The sequence below is a fragment of the Klebsiella sp. 10-1 genome (genome assembly GCF_009758445.1).
Taxonomy (GTDB): domain Bacteria; phylum Pseudomonadota; class Gammaproteobacteria; order Enterobacterales; family Enterobacteriaceae; genus Klebsiella; species Klebsiella scottii.
In genome coordinates this window covers 47,671-64,434 of record NZ_WQRE01000005.1, presented here as the reverse complement: position 1 = coordinate 64,434, position 16,764 = coordinate 47,671, and the positions used below count along the sequence as shown (strand labels likewise).

Sequence of the window (16,764 nt, the reverse complement as noted above, 5' to 3'; positions counted from 1 at the left end):
TTAGTAATAACCGGGATTATGGCCCAACCCTCGGGGCCTGTATGCAGCCTGGCGCACAATAATCAGCGGGTCATCGGAACCGCGTACAGGGTACTTCCGCCGGTCATTTCAGCGCCCGAGGCCAAAAAAAAGCCCCGAAAGGTCGGGGCTTTGATGATCTTGTCAGATTAGCTGTCGAGCGCCGGACGCTCGCTAATCGCGATCCGCTGCGGGATAACCGCTTCCGGTTCATTGCGGGTGAGATCGATATGCAACAAACCGTTGTTGAAGGTGGCTCCGGAGACTTCCATATTTTCGGCAAGAGTGAAGCTGAGGCTAAAGGCCTGGCTTACCAGCCCCTGATGCAGCCACTTCGTCTCTTTTTCCGCCTGCTGCGGCGTACCTTTCACGCTCAGGCGCGTCCCCTCCAGCTGAATGTCCAGATCTTCCTGACGGAAACCGGCCAGCGCAAGGGTAATGCGATAGTGGTTATCGTCGCTTTTTTCGATGTTATAAGGTGGGAAGCTCTGGCTTTCACCGGCGGTTTGCAGAGCATTGGCCAGTTTGTCAAAACCGATCCATTGACGCAGCAGTGGGGATAAATCGTAGTTACGCATAATGTGTTTCTCCTTCTAAGAAGCGAGTGAATACCGCAGGTTTGATAACCCGCATCTGCCCCCTGACGGCGAGCAAGTTTCAATATCGGGCCGCGCGAGCGACCCAACGGGATTAGTTGATTTCGATACGGCGCGGTTTATCCGCTTCCGGGATCACGCGTTCCAGTTCGATATACAGCAGACCGTTCACCAGGTTAGCCCCGCGGATGTGGATGTTCTCCGCAATCTGGAATTTGCGCTCAAAGTTGCGCTCGGCAATGCCCTGATAGAGGTAAGTACGCTCTTTCGGCTCACCGGCATGGGCACCTTTGACGATCAGCAGATTATCCTGGGCGGTGATCTCCAGTTCGCTTTCGGCAAAGCCGGCAACGGCGATCGCAATGCGATAATGGTTTTCGTCTACCAGCTCGACGTTGTACGGAGGGTAGCCGCCATTACTTTGGCTCTGATTGTTTTCTAACAGATTAAAAAGGCGGTCAAAACCAATAGCAGAACGATACAGCGGAGAGAGATCGAAATTACGCATAATAAATAGCTCCTGAAATCAGCGAGAATTTTATGACCTTCCATCATGGACAGGTCGTTATTACCCGGAATACCCCGCAGGCGTATTCTCATTGGGCCACGTTTCTAAAATGGGTTTCCCACCGCGTTTTTCAAGACGAATGCAGCAATTTTTTTTGCAGTTTGCCGACGATTGCTTAGACTGGGGGTAGCACAAAAGGCAAAATGCGATGCCTGCCACAGTGCAGCGTAATAACGCTATGCATTCAGAGGATGGCTCGATATAACCGATAAATGGTTATCTCAATGCCCGAAACAATAATGGAAGAATGATGAAAAGCGGTCTGTTAAAGCTGGTCCTGTTCGGCGGAATGGTAGCCTTGAGCGGTTGCTCCAGCGTGATGTCTCATACCGGTGGCAAGGAAGGAACCTACCCGGGAACGCGTGCCAGCGCGCAGATGCTGGGCGATAGCGATGCCAACTGGGGAACAAAATCCCTGGTGGCGATAGATATGCCTCTCACCGCGGTGATGGATACGCTGCTGCTGCCGTGGGATATGTTCCGTACCGATAGCTCGATAAAATCGCGCGTTGAAAAAAGCGAAAAAGAGTCGCTGGCGACCAATTCGGTTATCCCGCCAGCGTCAATGCCAACCCCTTGATTTAACGCGTAACCTCGGTGGTCCACAGCTGACGATAGCCGCCCACCTCCGCCATCCATGCCAGATATTTGCCATCCGGCGAAAAGACGATCGCGTCCGCTGAAGGCGAGCTTTCCCCCTCGGCAGTCAAAAACGTCACCGCACCAGATCGAGCGTGGCAAAGCGCAATCCGATTCTCCAGCACAAATCCCAGCCATTCGCCCGACGGGTGCCAGTTAAACGCCGACTGAATATCCGAGCGATTAGCGGTTAGCTGCCGCAGGCCGCTACCCTGCGGCGAAATCAGCCACAGCTGAACCACGCCGGCATCATCGCGCATCAGAAACGCAATCTCCGTCGCCTGCGGGTTAGCCCGTACCCAGTGGCGCGGCGCGGTGGTTAATCCGGGATAGCGGCGGTCGTGAGTAAAGGTCAGGCGCCGCTGCATCACCCCGGCCGGCGGCGCGGGGAGCGTAGTATCGGTCCCCGCCAGCGGCGCATCGCCCTGCTGCTTCCAGCCTTGTTCGCTATCCGGCAAGGCGACGATAAACAGCTCGGGAACCTTTTCACCTTCTGCCGATAGCGTGTCGCCAATAAAAGCCAGAGCATGGTTACCGACCCAGCCCTCTTCATAAGCGCGGTTGATTTCATCGCTGCCCGGCGTCGGCTCAGGCGTCGTCCGGCTGACCAGCACGCACCAGTGGCTACCGCCATATTCACGCGGATGCTGCCCGTGCGGTACTACCGGGCCATAGGGCGCGGCCACCCCAACGTTGCGCAGATCCAGCGCGGGCGAGCGCTCATGCAGCACGTGATCGTTATAGGTAAAGCTGACCAGTTGACCATCAGGACTATAAACATGGACGTGGCTACCGCCGCGCAGCGCGCCGGCGGTATAAGGAGCGGTGATATCCATCGCATCAAGGTTACGGCACTCGCCCTGAAACGACACCACGCCGCGACGGTGGTGGAAATCATAATGCCAGCTTTCATCCGGGCGCTCGGGGCCGTGAATAAAAACGTAGGCATCTTTCGTTGGATGAACGGTCACCACGCCAACGTGAGCGCCCTGCTGCGCGCGATAGATAGTCTCTACCGCCCCGGTGTGGACGTTGACCCGCTCAATCGTCTCCCCGGTGAAGGAGGCCCCGGACGGGCGGACGTCAAAAACCAGCCACTGGCTATCCGCAGTCCAGACGCGAGTATTGGTCAACTGATGATGACGAGGGGCAAAAGTGATTTGTTTCATAGGACTACCCTGATGCACGGCGTTCGCATCAGGGTATAGTATCGGCAAGAATTAGCCTACACGTTTAATATCGCCCACCAGCACAATGTAGGAAAGCGCGCCAATCAGAGCCACGACGGCAATATAAACCAGAGCAGGAGCAAAACCATATCCCTGCGCCAGGTAGCCAATGACCAGCGGAACGGTGATCCCGCCCAGACCGCCGACAAAGTTAAACACGCCGCCGGTCAGCCCAATCAGGCGCATCGGCGCAAGCGATGACACCAGTGACCAGGTGATAGAAGCAAAGCCGTTGCCGAAGAAGGCGATGGCCATCAGGGTCATAATCCATACCGGATCGTTGGTGTAATTCGCGCCGATAATACAGGTCGATATCAGCAGCCCGCAGATAATGGGCGTTTTACGCGCGGCGCCCAGCGAAACGCCTTTTCGCACCAGCCTGTCCGCCAGCCAGCCCGAGAGCAGCACGCCAACAAACGCGGCAAGGAAGGGAACCGTGGTCATAAAGCCCGCTTTTAGCGCGGTAATCCCCTTTTCCTGAGTCAGGTAGTTGGGGAACCAGGTCAGGAAAAACCACAGCGTGGAGGTGACGGCAAACTGCCCGAGGTAGACGCCGACCAGCTTACGATGGAATACCAGCTTCCAGTCGGCTTTGGTCATCGGCTGCCGCGCCTCTTTTTTGACCGGCGCATCGCCATCCACCAGACCGCCGCCGTCGCGAATATAGTCCAGCTCGGCTTTGCTGATGCTTTTAGTCAGGCGCGGAGGCTGGTAGACCTTGAACCAAACTAACGACCAGACAATACCGATAGCGCCGGTGACGATGAATACCCAATGCCAGCTCAGCAGCTCCTGAATCCAGATCAGCAGCGGCGTAAGGAATGCCAGCCCCACAAACTGACCGGAGGTGTAGAAGCCGACCGCCGATGCGCGTTCATGCTCCGGGAACCAGCTGGTCACCATGCGATTATTGGTCGGGAAAGCCGGGGCTTCAAAAATGCCCGTAATCGCTCGCAGACCAATGAGCGACATCAGCCCCGTGGCAAAGCCCTGAAACAGCGTCGCCACCGACCAGCCAAAAATGGCAATAAAGTAGGTCATTCGCGAACCTACGCGGTCGAGGAACCAACCGCCGGGGATTTGACACAGCGTATAAAGCCAGGCAAAAGCAGAAAAAATATAGCCCATTTCCGTTTTGCTAATACCAAACTCTTCCTGAATATGCGCTGACGCGACGGCAAGATTAGCCCGGTCAACGTAGCAAATAACAACGGTAATAAAGATCATAACCAGCGTCAGATAACGACGACGCCCGGGTTTTGCAGCTGTCACTGAAATATCCATAGCAATCTGTCTCCAGATTTTGGGCATAGCGAAGCCGCTCACCATGCCCGGTAAATTACAGAGGGTTTATTTGAATTTTTTATTAATAACTTAACCGTAATGCGCTAAATAATTTGTGCCGGGGAAAGGTGGCATATTTTCGCATTCCCAGGAGCATACATTAGTATGTGACTGGGGTAAGAAAATGCAGCCAACGCATCACCAGTGCAAAGTATGACGCACATTACCATTCGGCGACGGAACCATCCTCATGACGCCACAATGGATTACGCCAGTCCGGCGCATTTTTACTGAGTTCAATCACTCTGGCTTCATCAATTTCCACTCCCAGCCCAGGCTTCATTAACGGTTTAAAGAAGCCGCCTTCCATACTGAAGTCTTCTTTATTTTTCACAAAGTCGAGCAGCTCCGCGCCCTTGTTGTAGTGAATGCCCATGCTTTGTTCCTGGAGGACCGCATTGCGCGCGACGAAATCGACGTGCAGGCAGGCGGCCAGGGCGATCGGGCCCAGCGGGCAGTGCGGCGCCAGCGCCACGTCATAAGCCTCAGCCATTCCGGCGATTTTATAGCATTCGGTGATCCCTCCGGCGTGCGACAGATCCGGCTGCAAAATGGCCAGGCCGCCCGCTTCCAATACTCGCTTGAATTCGAAGCGCGAGAACATACGTTCACCCGCCGCGAGCGGAATATGGGTCTGCGCTGCCAGTTTTGGATAATATTCCGCCTGCTCCGCCAGCACCGGCTCCTCAATAAATAGCGGGCGATACGGTTCCAGCTCTTTAATCAGCACTTTAGCCATCGGCGCGCTGACGCGGCCGTGGAAATCAAGACCAAACTCAATTTCATTGCCGAAAGCTTCGCGGATTTGCGCCACGGTATTGACCGCTGCGTCTACCGCACGGGAATTATCAATAACCCCCATCTCTTCGCAGCCGTTTAATTTGAAGGTATCAAAGCCAATCCCGCGCAGCTTTTTAATACCATCGATAACTTCCGCCGGGCGATCGCCGCCAACCCAGCTGTAGGCTTTAATTTTGTCCCGCACCAGGCCGCCCATCAGCTGCCATACCGGCGCATTCAGCACTTTGCCTTTGATATCCCACAGCGCCTGATCGATACCGGCAATGGCGCTCATCAAAATAGGGCCGCCGCGATAAAAACCGGCGCGGTACATCACCTGCCACAGGTCGTTAATACGCGCCGGGTCCTGGCCAATCAGATATTCCCCCAGCTCATGCACCGCCGCTTCGACGGTGCGCGCGCGCCCTTCAATCACCGGCTCGCCCCAGCCAACAACGCCTTCATCGGTTTCAATTTTCAAAAACATCCACCGCGGAGGTAAACGGTAAGTAGTCAGTTTGGTTATTTTCATTGCACAGCCTCTCGATATGCTTTAACAAATGCGGCAGCCTGCCGGGCGGTGCGTTCAACGGACTGTCCGGCACGATAAAGATCGCTCCCCAGCCCGGCACCGATACAGCCGGCATCAATCCATTGCGCCAGGTTCTCCGGCGTTACGCCACCGACGGCGAAGACGGGGACCTCTGGCGGTAAAACGGCTTTCAGCGCCTTGATATAATCCGGGCCAAAAGCGGAGGACGGGAACACTTTCAGCGCGCCGGCACCCGCATCGAGCGCGGTGAAAGCCTCAGTAGCCGTAGCGCATCCGGGACAGACGGTCATCCCGTAGCCCACCGCACGGCGAATCACTTCACTTTGAACGTTTGGCGTAACGATAAGCCGACAGCCCATCTTCGCCAGCTCGTCAACCTGCTCCGGCTGCAGCACGGTACCTGCGCCAATCAGCGCCCGATCGCCAAACGCCTCGACGATGGCCGGAATGCTTTGCTGCCAGCGGGGCGAGTTCAGCGGGATTTCGACGGCATCAAATCCCGCATCGATAACGGCGCCCACGTGCGCCAGCGCCTCTTCCGGCGTTATGCCGCGCAGAATTGCGATCAGCGGAAGCCTGGTTTGCCACTGCATATGCGATGCTCCTTATTTAGACAAAATCATTCAGAATGCGTCGGGACAACGAGCCCGGTCGCTGGCTAAATTCAGCGAGCAGGCGCGGCCAGTAAGGAGGCCGATTGAATGATGAACCGTATACCCGCCTGGAAAGCCGTATCGCCGGAAATAACCGTCGCCTGACGGCCAAATGCAGCCAGCGCCTGCTGATAGCGGTTCGCCAACGCCTCTCCGCCAACGATAGTAATCTGCTGGTCAATCACGCTTTCGCTCATGGTGGCAACCTCGGCGCCAATCAGCAGGCCGGATAAAAATTCGCTGACGTGCTCGCGCGGTAGCGTGCCCAGCACGTGCGAAGCGCGAACCTGAAAGAGCTGCGCTAAAACGGCGGGCGATGTCAGCCCGCGCTCGAGGCCGGCGGAAAATGCCTCCGCTGAGGTTTCCTGCTGCGGCAGGCCGGCGCCCACCAGCGAATGGTGCAGTAATAAATGGTGCAGTTCACCGGTCATCACGGTGCGAAAATCAAGAATTTGCTCGCGATCGGCCTGCACCCATTTGCAGTGGGTGCCGGGCATCACATAGACAGAGGAGGGAGCAATCGCGCGCGCGCCGAGCAGCTGCGTCTCTTCGCCGCGCATCACGTTGCGGTTATCGTCCCGGGAGACGCTAAGGCCGGGAACGATCCAGATATTGTCGCCAACGGCGGTTAACTGTTGGCAAATAGCCGAAAAACGAGCGGGAACCGGTAGGTAAGGGGCGATTTTCCAGCCCACGTTGCTGCCGACCATCCCCGCCATCACCGTTGGCGTGGCGTCATCGCGCCAGCTTTCGGTTATCTCACTAAACACCGCAGCCGGGGACCTGCCGTTGAGGCGGGTTACGCCAGCTTCCGACTGCCTGCTCTCCAGGCACCTGTCGCCCTGGAAAAGCCAGGCGCGCAGATTGGTCGATCCCCAGTCAATTGCGATGTAGCGAGATGTCATGTGATTTCCTTCAGCCTTCGTGTTGAGCTGGCGATCATGGTGAGCGCCGCCTGCTCCGCCGCTTCGCTATCCTGATGCCGGATGGCATCAAACAGCGCCTTATGTTCCTGGAGGGTTTTCGGCATGTTGCCTTCATCACCCATCCAGGTTCGTTCAAATACCGCTCTCTGCAGCGAGCTGATTGCCACGCTCAGCTGCTGTAACACCGGGTTATGTACCGACTGCAGCACCGCTTCGTGATAGCGAATGTCGGCTTCGTTAAAGGCATCCCGGTCCTGGTTATTGGCAATCATGTCGTTGAGCGCTTCTTCGATTTGCGCTAAATCGCTCGAGGTTGCGCGTTCAGCCGCCCAGCGGGCGATGGCCGGTTCCACCAGGTTTCGCACTTCGCTCATCGCGCCAATCAGGCGCGGGTCGTAATCATTCTCCAGCACCCACTGCAGCACCTCGGTATCAAGGTAGTTCCAGTGGTTACGCGGTGCGACGAAGGCGCCGCGATAACGCTTCATTTCTATCAGCCGCTTGGCCATCAGGGAGCGGAACACTTCGCGAATAATATTGCGCGAGGTTTCAAACTCTTCACACAGCTCCGCCTCCGCCGGCAGCGCCGAGCCGGGAACGTATTTGCCGCTGACGATCTGGTTGCCCAGCGTGATAACGATGCGATCGGTTTTATTGAGAGTCATGGAGAGTCCTTGTGCTCTGTATGTCCTGCTCTACTTTACCGTGACCGCCGGATTTCGCCTCAACTTTGTAGTACTAACGTGATAGCACTCATCATTACCGTGGCCTTAATGTAGTACAACGATATCGTGTTGTACTACAATTTAGATCACAAAAACGACAATTGATGATAAGAATATTGATGGCGGGGAAACGGCAGGCATAAAAAAACCCGCGAGGGTCGCGGGTTGGTTCCAGGGGAAGAGGGATTAATTCAGAACATACTTTTCAATGGCATACGCCACGCCATCTTCAAGGTTAGATTTAGTAATAAAGTTTGCCGCTTCTTTAACGGTCGGTATCGCATTATCCATCGCGACGCCAACGCCGGCGAACTCAATCATCGCAATATCGTTTTCCTGATCGCCAATCGCCATGATCTCTTCCTGCTTGATATTCAGCGCATCGGCCAGCGACTTCACGCCGGTACCTTTATTGACCCGCTTATCGAGGATCTCGAGGAAGTATGGCGCGCTTTTCAGCACGGTATACTTCTCTTTCACTTCTGCCGGGATGCGGGCGATCGCCTGGTCCAGAATCACCGGCTCATCAATCATCATGACCTTCAGCAGCTGGATGTTGGGATCCATATTTTCTGCTTCACAGAAGACCAGCGGGATGGTTGCAACGTAGGATTCATGCACCGTGTAGTAGCTCACATCGCGGTTGGCGGTATACAGGGTATTGCGGTCAAGCGCGTGAAAATGGGAGCCGACGTCGCGGGAAAGCTGTTCCAGATAGCGGTAGTCATCATAGCTCAGCGCAGTTTGCGCGACGGTGCTGCCGTCGCTTGCCTTCTGCACTAACGCACCGTTGTAGGTGATGCAGTAGTCTCCCGGCTGCTCCATGTGCAGTTCTTTCAGGTAGCTGTGCACGCCGGCATACGGCCGACCGGTGGTCAGCACCACGTTGACGCCGCGCGCGCGCGCCGCGGCAATCGCGGTTTTAACGGCAGGAGAGATGGTATGGTCTGGCAGCAGAAGCGTGCCGTCCATATCAATTGCAATCAGTTTAATGGCCATGAGATCCCCAGGTAAGATGAGTCCTGACTCATGCTAACGCGATTCCGCTCAAAAAACAGCAACAGAAGCCAGGGAAAACGAGGATAGGTTCGGCAGGGGCATTCCCCTTTTCCGGCTGAAAAAAAACCGGATGACGCCGTTGAGCGTGCGATCCGGGTTTATCAAACGGTTACCCCGGTCAGCGAAGCGCTATACCGGGGAATTCGCGGCTTAGATATCGATATTCGCCGCTTTCAGGGCGTTTTCTTCGATAAATGCGCGGCGCGGTTCAACGGCGTCGCCCATCAGGGTGGTGAACAGCTGGTCAGCGGCAATCGCATCCTTAACGGTGACGCGCAGCATACGGCGGCTATCCGGGTCCATTGTGGTTTCCCACAGCTGATCCGGGTTCATTTCACCCAGGCCTTTATAGCGCTGGATAGAGAGCCCGCGGCGGGACTCTTTCACCAGCCACTCCAGCGCCTGCTCAAAGCTGGCAACCGGCTGACGGCGTTCGCCGCGTTCGATAAACGCGTCGTCTTCAATCAGGCCGCGCAGCTTCTCGCCCAAGGCGCAGATACGACGATATTCGCCGCCGGTCACAAACTCATGATCCAGCGGATAGTCGGTATCGACACCATGAGTACGGACGCGAACAATCGGCTCGAACAGCTGCTGTTCCGTGTTTTCATGAATATCAAACTTCCACTGGCTGCCGTGCTGCTCATTTTCGTTCAGGTCGGTTACCAGCTTATTCACCCAGCGGGTTACGGCCTGTTCGTCCGCCAGTTCAGCTTCGCTGAGCGTTGGCTGGTAGATAAGCTCTTTCAGCATCGTTTTCGGGAAGCGACGCTCCATGCGGCCAATCATTTTCTGCGTTGCGTTGAACTCGGCAACCAGCTTCTCTAACGCTTCGCCAGCCAGGGCCGGGGCGCTGGCGTTGGTGTGCAGGGTGGCGCCATCGAGGGCGATGGAAATCTGGTACTGATCCATCGCTTCATCGTCTTTAATGTACTGTTCCTGCTTGCCTTTCTTCACTTTGTACAGCGGCGGCTGCGCAATGTAGACGTGACCACGTTCGACGATTTCCGGCATCTGACGGTAGAAGAAGGTCAGCAGCAGAGTACGAATGTGCGAACCATCGACGTCCGCATCGGTCATGATGATGATGCTGTGGTAGCGCAGCTTGTCCGGGTTGTACTCGTCGCGGCCAATGCCGCAGCCCAAGGCGGTGATAAGCGTAGCGACTTCCTGGGAGGAGAGCATCTTGTCAAAACGGGCTTTCTCAACGTTGAGGATTTTACCCTTCAGCGGCAGGATAGCCTGGTTTTTACGGTTACGGCCCTGCTTGGCAGAACCGCCCGCGGAGTCCCCTTCCACGAGGTACAGTTCGGACAGCGCCGGGTCGCGTTCCTGACAGTCAGCCAGCTTGCCCGGCAGGCCAGCCAGGTCCAGCGCGCCTTTACGACGGGTCATCTCACGGGCACGGCGTGCCGCTTCGCGCGCGCGCGCAGCATCGATAATTTTACCCACCACGATTTTGGCGTCTGACGGGTTTTCCAGCAGGTATTCGTTCAGCAGCTCGTTCATCTGCTGCTCTACCGCGGTTTTCACCTCGGAGGAGACCAGCTTGTCTTTGGTCTGCGAGGAGAACTTAGGATCCGGTACTTTCACGGAGACTACGGCAATCAGGCCTTCGCGGGCATCGTCGCCGGTCGCGCTGACTTTGGCCTTTTTGCTGTAGCCTTCTTTATCCATGTAGGCGTTCAGGGTACGGGTCATCGCCGCGCGGAAGCCCGCAAGGTGAGTCCCGCCGTCGCGCTGCGGAATGTTGTTGGTAAAGCAGTAGATATTTTCCTGGAAGCCGTCGTTCCACTGCAGCGCAACTTCGACGCCGATACCGTCTTTTTCGGTGGAGAAATAGAAGATATTCGGGTGAATTGGCGTTTTGTTCTTGTTGAGATACTCAACGAACGCCTTGATGCCGCCTTCGTAGTGGAAATGGTCTTCTTTGCCATCACGTTTATCGCGCAGGCGGATGGAGACGCCGGAGTTCAGGAACGACAGCTCGCGCAGGCGTTTTGCCAGAATCTCATATTCGAACTCGATCACGTTGGTGAAGGTTTCATAGCTCGGCCAGAAACGTACCATGGTGCCGGTTTTTTCGGTATCGCCGGTTACGGCCAGCGGCGCCTGCGGCACGCCGTGGGCGTACATCTGACGGTGAACTTTATTATCGCGCTGAATCACCAGCTCCAGCTTCTGCGACAGGGCGTTAACCACGGAAACGCCTACGCCGTGCAGGCCGCCGGAAACTTTATAGGAGTTATCATCAAACTTGCCGCCTGCGTGCAGTACGGTCATGATGACCTCTGCCGCCGATACGCCCTCTTCCGGGTGAATACCGGTCGGAATGCCGCGGCCATCATCCTGTACGGAGACGGAGTTATCGCTATGGATGGTGACAACGATGTCTTTACAGTACCCTGCGAGCGCTTCGTCGATAGCGTTATCCACAACCTCGAATACCATGTGGTGCAGACCGGTGCCGTCATCCGTGTCGCCGATATACATACCCGGGCGCTTACGCACCGCATCCAGCCCTTTCAGGACTTTGATACTGGAGGAGTCATAAGAATTCGACATCAACGTTTCTCGCTCATTTAATCTTGGGTTAATCCGTTATTTTACCCTTTTCCACGGTGAACATCTTCGAATTTTTGTCCGACATGTCCATTACGTGCTCAGCGCTTATTGCGCTGACGAAAACCTGCGACTGCGTGGCTTTTAAGCGGCTGGCAAGCAGCCCGCGCCGCGCGTCATCAAGTTCCGAGGCAAAATCATCTATCAGATACAGACAGCGTCTCCCGCTTTCGCGGGTTAAAAACTCTCCCTGTGCCAGCCGTAGCGCGCACATCAGGAGTTTGAGCTGCCCACGTGACAAAGTATCTTCGACCGGCGCACCATCGGCACGTATGCGGAAATCCGCTTTGTGCGGGCCGTGGGCGGTGTAGGTCAGCATGCGGTCACGCTCGAAGTTTCTCTCCAGTACCTCGGCGTAATCCGTGTCTTTTTCCCAGCCGCGCTGGAAGGAAAAGGTCAGAGAGAATTCAGGTAAAAACTGCTTACAGGTATCCGCCATGTCTTCGACGATAGCGGCGCTGTAATCGGCACGCCAGCGGCTAATTTGCTCCGCCAGCGGGATAAGCTCCAGATCCCAGGGCCGAATTTGAGCATAGCGGCCGACCTGACGCAGCGCGGCGTTGCGCTGCTTCAGCAGGCGCTTCAGGTTGCTCCAGGCGGTAAAAAACCCGCTCTCATTGTGAAAGCATCCCCAGTCAAGAAAGGCTCTTCTGTATTTGGGGCCGCCGTTGAGTAAAGTGAACCCTTCCGGCGTAATCAGCTGCATCGGCATTAAATGCGCCAGCTCAGCGACTTTGTGCCCATCGGTACCGTCAATACGGACCTTGCTGTCACCGAGCTTATCTTTAGTCAGGCCGATGGCGACCTCGCGCTCGTTATCCTGTAAGCGTCCGTGCAGGATAAACGACTCCTGCTCATGGCGGATAACGCGGCCAATTTGCAGGCTGCGAAACGCCCGGCCGTGACCGAGCGTATAGATGGCCTCGAGCACGCTGGTCTTGCCGCTGCCGTTGGCGCCAACCAGGAAGTTAAAGCCAGGAGATAAAGCGAGATCCGCATCTTCAATATTGCGGAAGTCTTTGATGAGTAATCGGGTCAGCGACATATCAACTCATAGCCAGGGCGTTATCGTCGCAGCCAGTTTCAACGCGGACTGCGCACAGGCACTGGAGCGTACACGAAGTACGTGACAGGGGCGAGCACAGCCCAGGTTGAAAATGGCAAGTAAGATAGCCCGATATTCTTTACAAGCGCATAGGCATGACAACGTAGGCTGCGGATTGCGACGCCGCATCCTCAATCTGCACGCTCGAAACCGAATCGGTCAGCAAAATACGCACGTTTTCGCACTTCAGCGCATTCAGCACGTCCAGCACGTAGCTGACGTTAAAGCCGATTTCCATTTCGCTGCCGGAGTAGGAAACGTCGAGGATCTCCTCCGCTTCTTCCTGCTCCGGGTTATTGGCGGTGATTTTCAGCTGATTTTCGCTCACGTACAGACGCACGCCGCGGAACTTCTCGTTCGACAAAATCGCCGCCCGGGCAAACGCCTGCTTGAGAATATCGCAGCCTGCATCCAGATGTTTATCCGGATTCTTCGGCAGCACGCGGCGGTAGTCAGGGAAGCGACCGTCAACCAGCTTCGAGGTAAAGATGAAGTCACCGACGTGGGCGCGGATATTATTGCTGCCAATCTGCACGCGCAGCGGCGTATCGCCGCCGTCGAGCATGCGCATCAGCTCAATCACCCCTTTACGCGGTACGATCACCGAATGGTCAGGCAGCGATTCCCCCAACGGCATAGAGCAGACCGCCAGGCGGTGCCCGTCGGTGGCGACGGTGCGCAGTTCGTCGCCTTCGGTTTCAAACAGCATACCGTTTAAGTAATAGCGGACGTCCTGATGGGCCATCGAAAACTGGGTGGCTTCAATCAGGCGCTTCATCGTCGCCTGCGGCAGCGTGAATTCAACTTCGCTCTGCCAGTCGTCGAGATTAGGGAAATCTGCGGCAGGGAGCGTCGATAGCGAGAAGCGGCTGCGCCCGGAGCGCACCAGCATCCGATCGCCTTCCAGCTGAACCGCGATCTCCGCCCCTTCAGGTAGGCCACGGCAGATATCAAAGAATTTACGTGCCGGAACCGTCGTTGCGCCCGTTTCATGCGGTTGCATCAGCGCAACGCGCGCCACCATTTCCATTTCCAGGTCCGTGCCGGTGAGCGACAGCGCGCCTTCCGAGACCTGAAGCAGCAGGTTACCGAGAATGGGCAGCGTCGGACGACCACCTAACGGGCCGCTTACCTGTTGCAGCGGTTTTAATAAATGTTCACGTTCTACGGTAAATTTCATAGCGTCACGAGGATAATGTTCTGATTAAATTGGAAAAATCTTCTTTGATATCGTGGCTTTCTTCACGCAGCTGCTCAATCTTACGGCAGGCGTGCAGCACGGTGGTATGGTCACGGCCGCCAAACGCATCGCCAATTTCCGGCAAACTATGGTTCGTCAGCTCTTTGGCCAGCGCCATCGCCATCTGACGAGGACGCGCCACCGAGCGGGAGCGGCGCTTGGAGAGCAGATCCGCTACCTTAATCTTATAATACTCCGCCACCGTCTTCTGAATATTGTCGATGGTGACCAGCTTTTCCTGAAGCGCCAGCAGATCGCGCAGCGCTTCGCGGACGAAATCGATGGTAATCGCCCGGCCGGTAAAGTTGGCGTTAGCGATAACGCGGTTCAGCGCCCCTTCCAGCTCACGTACGTTGGAACGTAAACGCTTGGCAATAAAGAAGGCCACTTCACCCGGCAGACGAATGTCGTTTTCGTCCGCTTTTTTCATCAGGATCGCCACGCGGGTTTCCAGCTCCGGCGGCTCGATCGCCACCGTCAGCCCCCAGCCGAAGCGTGATTTCAGACGATCCTCAACGCCGTTGATCTCTTTCGGATAGCGATCCGAGGTGAGAATGATCTGCTGATTACCTTCCAGCAGGGCGTTGAAGGTGTGGAAAAACTCTTCCTGCGAGCGCTCTTTATTCGCAAAGAACTGAATATCATCGATCAGCAGGGCGTCTACGGAGCGGTAGTAGCGCTTAAATTCTTCGATCGCGTTGTTCTGCAAGGCTTTCACCATGTCCTGAACGAAGCGCTCGGAGTGCATATAGACCACTTTGGCGTTCGGTTTGCGCGCAACAATGCCGTTACCGACCGCGTGCAAAAGGTGGGTTTTACCCAAACCGGTACCGCCATAAAGGAATAACGGGTTGTAGGCGCCACCCGGGTTATCCGCAACCTGACGCGCCGCAGCGCGGGCCAGCTGGTTAGACTTACCTTCGACAAAGTTATCAAAGGTATGCTTGACGTTGACGTTGGAGCGGTAGGTCGGTTCCGCCGGCGCCGGGACGTTATCCCAGCCCGGGCGCACGATCGTCGGCGCTACGCGCGTCATCTGAACCTGCGCGGCCGGGACGGTTGCCGCGACGTTATTTACCGCGCCGCGCTGCGGCTGTACTGCCGGTTTAGTGCCGACTTCAAACCGCAGCTGTGGGGCATCAGCACCGCAAAAATCATTGAGTAGTCCATTGATATTATTGAGGTATTTATCCCTTACCCAATCGAGCACAAAACGGTTTGGCGCATACAGTGCCAGCGTGTTATCGCTCAGTTCCGCCTGCAACGGGCGTATCCACATACTGAATTCTGTGGCTGGTAACTCATCCTGCAATCGGGCAAGACACTGCTGCCAAAGCGAAAGTGACACGGCGGACTCCACTCGAACGTAAAATCGATATAAAGAAAAAAAGAAACAATCGTGATTGTTGGCACACGTCGACAAGGCCCTGCATAAGCCGAAAGCCCCTGCACAAAAGGGGTGACGTGCGAACCGCTATCTGCGGTTTTTGTCCGATGCGGATCCGGGGATCGCGATCGGGACCGGGGATCATAGCCTAAACTGAAAAAGATATCTTGTGTTTCTCAACAGATTCTTCCCGTTTTATCCACAGGAAGGATCGAAGCCGGGTAAGTGTAATCGATCCAGGGAAAGGAGGGGCACGATTTCGCCCACATATTGGAAAAATTAATGAGCTATGCCAGTTTTGGGCCTAAACGATCTAACAAAGATCCCCTGCGATCCTTGCGCTTTACCCGTCAGGCCGTATAATCCTCCACCCGGTGCGTAATGCCCGTTTTCCGCAGCCTGTCTCAGCTCATTTTTTGTGCGACAAGGTGTGAGAAATAAGGAAAGAGAATTGACTCCGGAGTGTACAATTATTACAATCCGGCCTCTTTAATCACCATCGCTGAGGCGTTAGCCGTTCGAAGTTCGTTCGGGTATACGCAAAAGTCAGTGAAATTATTCAAGTTTAGGTAGAAACCGCCATGAAACGCACTTTTCAACCGTCTGTACTGAAGCGCAACCGTTCTCACGGCTTCCGTGCACGTATGGCTACTAAAAATGGTCGTCAGGTTCTGGCACGTCGTCGTGCTAAAAGCCGTGCTCGTCTGACCGTTTCCAAGTAATAAAGCTAACCCTGCGTGGTTAAGCTAGCATTTCCCAGGGAGTTACGTTTGTTAACTCCCAGTCATTTCACTTTCGTCTTCCAGCAGCCACAACGGGCTGGCACGCCGCAAATCACCATCCTCGGCCGCCTGAATTCGCTGGGGCATCCCCGCATCGGTCTTACTGTCGCCAAGAAAAATGTTAAACGCGCGCATGAACGCAATCGGATTAAACGTCTGACGCGTGAAAGCTTCCGTTTACGTCAGCATGAACTCCCGCCAATGGACTTCGTGGTGGTGGCAAAGAAAGGGGTTGCCGAACTCGATAACCGTGCTCTCTCGGAAGCGTTGGAAAAATTATGGCGCCGCCATTGTCGCCTGGCTCCCGGGTCCTGATAGGCCTTATACGGGTCTATCAGCGCCTGATTAGTCCGCTACTCGGGCCGCATTGTCGTTTCACTCCAACCTGCTCAAGCTACGGAATTGAGGCATTGCGCAGGTTTGGGGTGGTAAAAGGCAGTTGGTTGACAGTGAAACGCGTATTAAAATGCCACCCTTTACACCCTGGTGGTGACGATCCCGTCCCGCCTGGACCATTTGATACCAGAGAACACTAACG

18 protein-coding genes and 1 other annotated feature are annotated in these 16,764 nt (G+C 55.6%); of the genes, 5 read left to right on the top strand and 13 right to left on the bottom strand.

Annotated features, from left to right (window positions below; all coding sequences use genetic code 11):
• Nucleotides 1-167: 167 nt before the first annotated feature.
• Both ibpB and ibpA read right to left on the bottom strand, forming a co-directional pair.
• Nucleotides 168-596 (bottom strand): small heat shock chaperone IbpB, encoded by a 429-nt coding sequence (gene ibpB, locus GO007_RS18430; RefSeq protein WP_095102428.1) that lies wholly within the window; start codon nt 594-596, stop codon nt 168-170.
• Between the two features lie 112 nt (nt 597-708).
• Nucleotides 709-1,122, bottom strand: coding sequence for a small heat shock chaperone IbpA (gene ibpA, locus GO007_RS18425; RefSeq protein ID WP_095102425.1), 414 nt, complete (start codon nt 1,120-1,122; stop codon nt 709-711).
• Nucleotides 1,116-1,190: a sequence feature (ROSE (Repression Of Heat Shock gene Expression) occurs in the 5'-region of heat shock genes and acts as an RNA thermometer to modulate expression.), on the bottom strand. (Overlaps the previous gene by 7 nt.)
• A 239-nt stretch (nt 1,191-1,429) precedes the next feature.
• Here ibpA and GO007_RS18420 point away from each other — a divergent pair.
• Nucleotides 1,430-1,762, top strand: coding sequence for a YceK/YidQ family lipoprotein (locus tag GO007_RS18420; protein ID WP_095102423.1), 333 nt, complete (start codon nt 1,430-1,432; stop codon nt 1,760-1,762).
• A gap of 1 nt (nt 1,763) precedes the next feature.
• Here the strand turns inward: GO007_RS18420 and GO007_RS18415 are convergent, their stop codons facing one another.
• The 11 genes from GO007_RS18415 to dnaA all read right to left on the bottom strand — a co-directional run bounded on the left by GO007_RS18415 (nt 1,764) and on the right by dnaA (nt 15,405).
• The gene (locus tag GO007_RS18415; protein WP_095102420.1) at nt 1,764-2,990 is read right to left on the bottom strand and encodes a DUF3748 domain-containing protein; all 1,227 of its coding nucleotides are present in this window, start codon (nt 2,988-2,990) and stop codon (nt 1,764-1,766) included.
• Between the two features lie 51 nt (nt 2,991-3,041).
• Complete coding sequence (locus GO007_RS18410) at nt 3,042-4,379, bottom strand: MFS transporter (protein WP_166646197.1); 1,338 nt, start codon at nt 4,377-4,379, stop codon at nt 3,042-3,044.
• A 178-nt stretch (nt 4,380-4,557) separates the two neighbouring features.
• Nucleotides 4,558-5,706, bottom strand: a complete 1,149-nt coding sequence (gene dgoD / locus GO007_RS18405) for a galactonate dehydratase (protein WP_095102411.1) — start codon at nt 5,704-5,706, stop codon at nt 4,558-4,560.
• Complete coding sequence (locus GO007_RS18400; RefSeq protein WP_095102407.1) at nt 5,703-6,320, bottom strand: 2-dehydro-3-deoxy-6-phosphogalactonate aldolase; 618 nt, start codon at nt 6,318-6,320, stop codon at nt 5,703-5,705. The genes dgoD and GO007_RS18400 overlap by 4 nt, the downstream gene beginning before the upstream one ends.
• Nucleotides 6,321-6,391: 71 nt before the next feature.
• Complete coding sequence (locus tag GO007_RS18395; protein WP_095102402.1) at nt 6,392-7,285, bottom strand: 2-dehydro-3-deoxygalactonokinase; 894 nt, start codon at nt 7,283-7,285, stop codon at nt 6,392-6,394.
• Nucleotides 7,282-7,971, bottom strand: coding sequence for a D-galactonate utilization transcriptional regulator DgoR (gene dgoR / locus GO007_RS18390; RefSeq protein ID WP_095102397.1), 690 nt, complete (start codon nt 7,969-7,971; stop codon nt 7,282-7,284). The genes GO007_RS18395 and dgoR overlap by 4 nt, the downstream gene beginning before the upstream one ends.
• A gap of 246 nt (nt 7,972-8,217) precedes the next feature.
• Nucleotides 8,218-9,030, bottom strand: coding sequence for a sugar-phosphatase (gene yidA, locus GO007_RS18385; protein WP_045853748.1), 813 nt, complete (start codon nt 9,028-9,030; stop codon nt 8,218-8,220).
• Nucleotides 9,031-9,240: 210 nt separating this feature from the next.
• A complete protein-coding gene (gene gyrB, locus GO007_RS18380; RefSeq protein WP_095102394.1) occupies nt 9,241-11,655 on the bottom strand; it encodes a DNA topoisomerase (ATP-hydrolyzing) subunit B in 2,415 nt (804 codons plus the stop codon).
• A gap of 28 nt (nt 11,656-11,683) precedes the next feature.
• Complete coding sequence (gene recF / locus GO007_RS18375; RefSeq protein ID WP_095102390.1) at nt 11,684-12,757, bottom strand: DNA replication/repair protein RecF; 1,074 nt, start codon at nt 12,755-12,757, stop codon at nt 11,684-11,686.
• A 139-nt stretch (nt 12,758-12,896) separates the two neighbouring features.
• Entirely contained in the window at nt 12,897-13,997 is a 1,101-nt protein-coding gene (gene dnaN / locus GO007_RS18370; protein ID WP_095102386.1) for a DNA polymerase III subunit beta, read from the bottom strand.
• 4 nt (nt 13,998-14,001) lie between these two features.
• Nucleotides 14,002-15,405: a chromosomal replication initiator protein DnaA gene (dnaA, locus tag GO007_RS18365; protein ID WP_095102383.1), complete on the bottom strand. Its 1,404-nt coding sequence runs from the start codon at nt 15,403-15,405 to the stop codon at nt 14,002-14,004.
• A 321-nt stretch (nt 15,406-15,726) separates the two neighbouring features.
• Here dnaA and GO007_RS29730 point away from each other — a divergent pair, with 321 nt between their 5' ends.
• The 4 genes from GO007_RS29730 (at nt 15,727) to yidD (ending at nt 16,762) form a co-directional block, all read left to right on the top strand.
• Nucleotides 15,727-15,807, top strand: coding sequence for a hypothetical protein (locus GO007_RS29730; protein WP_463351420.1), 81 nt, complete (start codon nt 15,727-15,729; stop codon nt 15,805-15,807).
• 218 nt (nt 15,808-16,025) lie between these two features.
• Nucleotides 16,026-16,166 carry a 50S ribosomal protein L34 gene (gene rpmH / locus GO007_RS18360; RefSeq protein ID WP_004871828.1) on the top strand — a complete coding sequence of 47 codons (141 nt, stop codon included), beginning with the start codon at nt 16,026-16,028 and terminating at the stop codon, nt 16,164-16,166.
• A gap of 15 nt (nt 16,167-16,181) precedes the next feature.
• Complete coding sequence (rnpA, locus tag GO007_RS18355) at nt 16,182-16,541, top strand: ribonuclease P protein component (protein ID WP_071844868.1); 360 nt, start codon at nt 16,182-16,184, stop codon at nt 16,539-16,541.
• Nucleotides 16,505-16,762: a membrane protein insertion efficiency factor YidD gene (gene yidD / locus GO007_RS18350; protein WP_071844869.1), complete on the top strand. Its 258-nt coding sequence runs from the start codon at nt 16,505-16,507 to the stop codon at nt 16,760-16,762. Before rnpA ends, yidD begins: the two co-directional genes overlap by 37 nt.
• The last annotated feature ends 2 nt before the right edge of the window (nt 16,763-16,764 follow it).

Excerpts from the sequence above, each read along its gene's own strand:
- ibpB (WP_095102428.1), bottom strand. The coding sequence starts at position 596 with ATGCGTAACTACGATTTATCCCCACTGCTGCGTCAATGGATCGGTTTT.
- ibpA (WP_095102425.1), bottom strand. The coding sequence starts at position 1,122 with ATGCGTAATTTCGATCTCTCTCCGCTGTATCGTTCTGCTATTGGTTTT.
- GO007_RS18420 (WP_095102423.1), top strand. The coding sequence starts at position 1,430 with ATGATGAAAAGCGGTCTGTTAAAGCTGGTCCTGTTCGGCGGAATGGTA.
- GO007_RS18415 (WP_095102420.1), bottom strand. The coding sequence starts at position 2,990 with ATGAAACAAATCACTTTTGCCCCTCGTCATCATCAGTTGACCAATACT.
- GO007_RS18410 (WP_166646197.1), bottom strand. The coding sequence starts at position 4,379 with ATGGTGAGCGGCTTCGCTATGCCCAAAATCTGGAGACAGATTGCTATG.
- dgoD (WP_095102411.1), bottom strand. The coding sequence starts at position 5,706 with ATGAAAATAACCAAACTGACTACTTACCGTTTACCTCCGCGGTGGATG.
- GO007_RS18400 (WP_095102407.1), bottom strand. The coding sequence starts at position 6,320 with ATGCAGTGGCAAACCAGGCTTCCGCTGATCGCAATTCTGCGCGGCATA.
- GO007_RS18395 (WP_095102402.1), bottom strand. The coding sequence starts at position 7,285 with ATGACATCTCGCTACATCGCAATTGACTGGGGATCGACCAATCTGCGC.
- dgoR (WP_095102397.1), bottom strand. The coding sequence starts at position 7,971 with ATGACTCTCAATAAAACCGATCGCATCGTTATCACGCTGGGCAACCAG.
- yidA (WP_045853748.1), bottom strand. The coding sequence starts at position 9,030 with ATGGCCATTAAACTGATTGCAATTGATATGGACGGCACGCTTCTGCTG.
- gyrB (WP_095102394.1), bottom strand. The coding sequence starts at position 11,655 with ATGTCGAATTCTTATGACTCCTCCAGTATCAAAGTCCTGAAAGGGCTG.
- recF (WP_095102390.1), bottom strand. The coding sequence starts at position 12,757 with ATGTCGCTGACCCGATTACTCATCAAAGACTTCCGCAATATTGAAGAT.
- dnaN (WP_095102386.1), bottom strand. The coding sequence starts at position 13,997 with ATGAAATTTACCGTAGAACGTGAACATTTATTAAAACCGCTGCAACAG.
- GO007_RS29730 (WP_463351420.1), top strand. The coding sequence starts at position 15,727 with ATGAGCTATGCCAGTTTTGGGCCTAAACGATCTAACAAAGATCCCCTG.
- rpmH (WP_004871828.1), top strand. The coding sequence starts at position 16,026 with ATGAAACGCACTTTTCAACCGTCTGTACTGAAGCGCAACCGTTCTCAC.
- yidD (WP_071844869.1), top strand. The coding sequence starts at position 16,505 with ATGGCGCCGCCATTGTCGCCTGGCTCCCGGGTCCTGATAGGCCTTATA.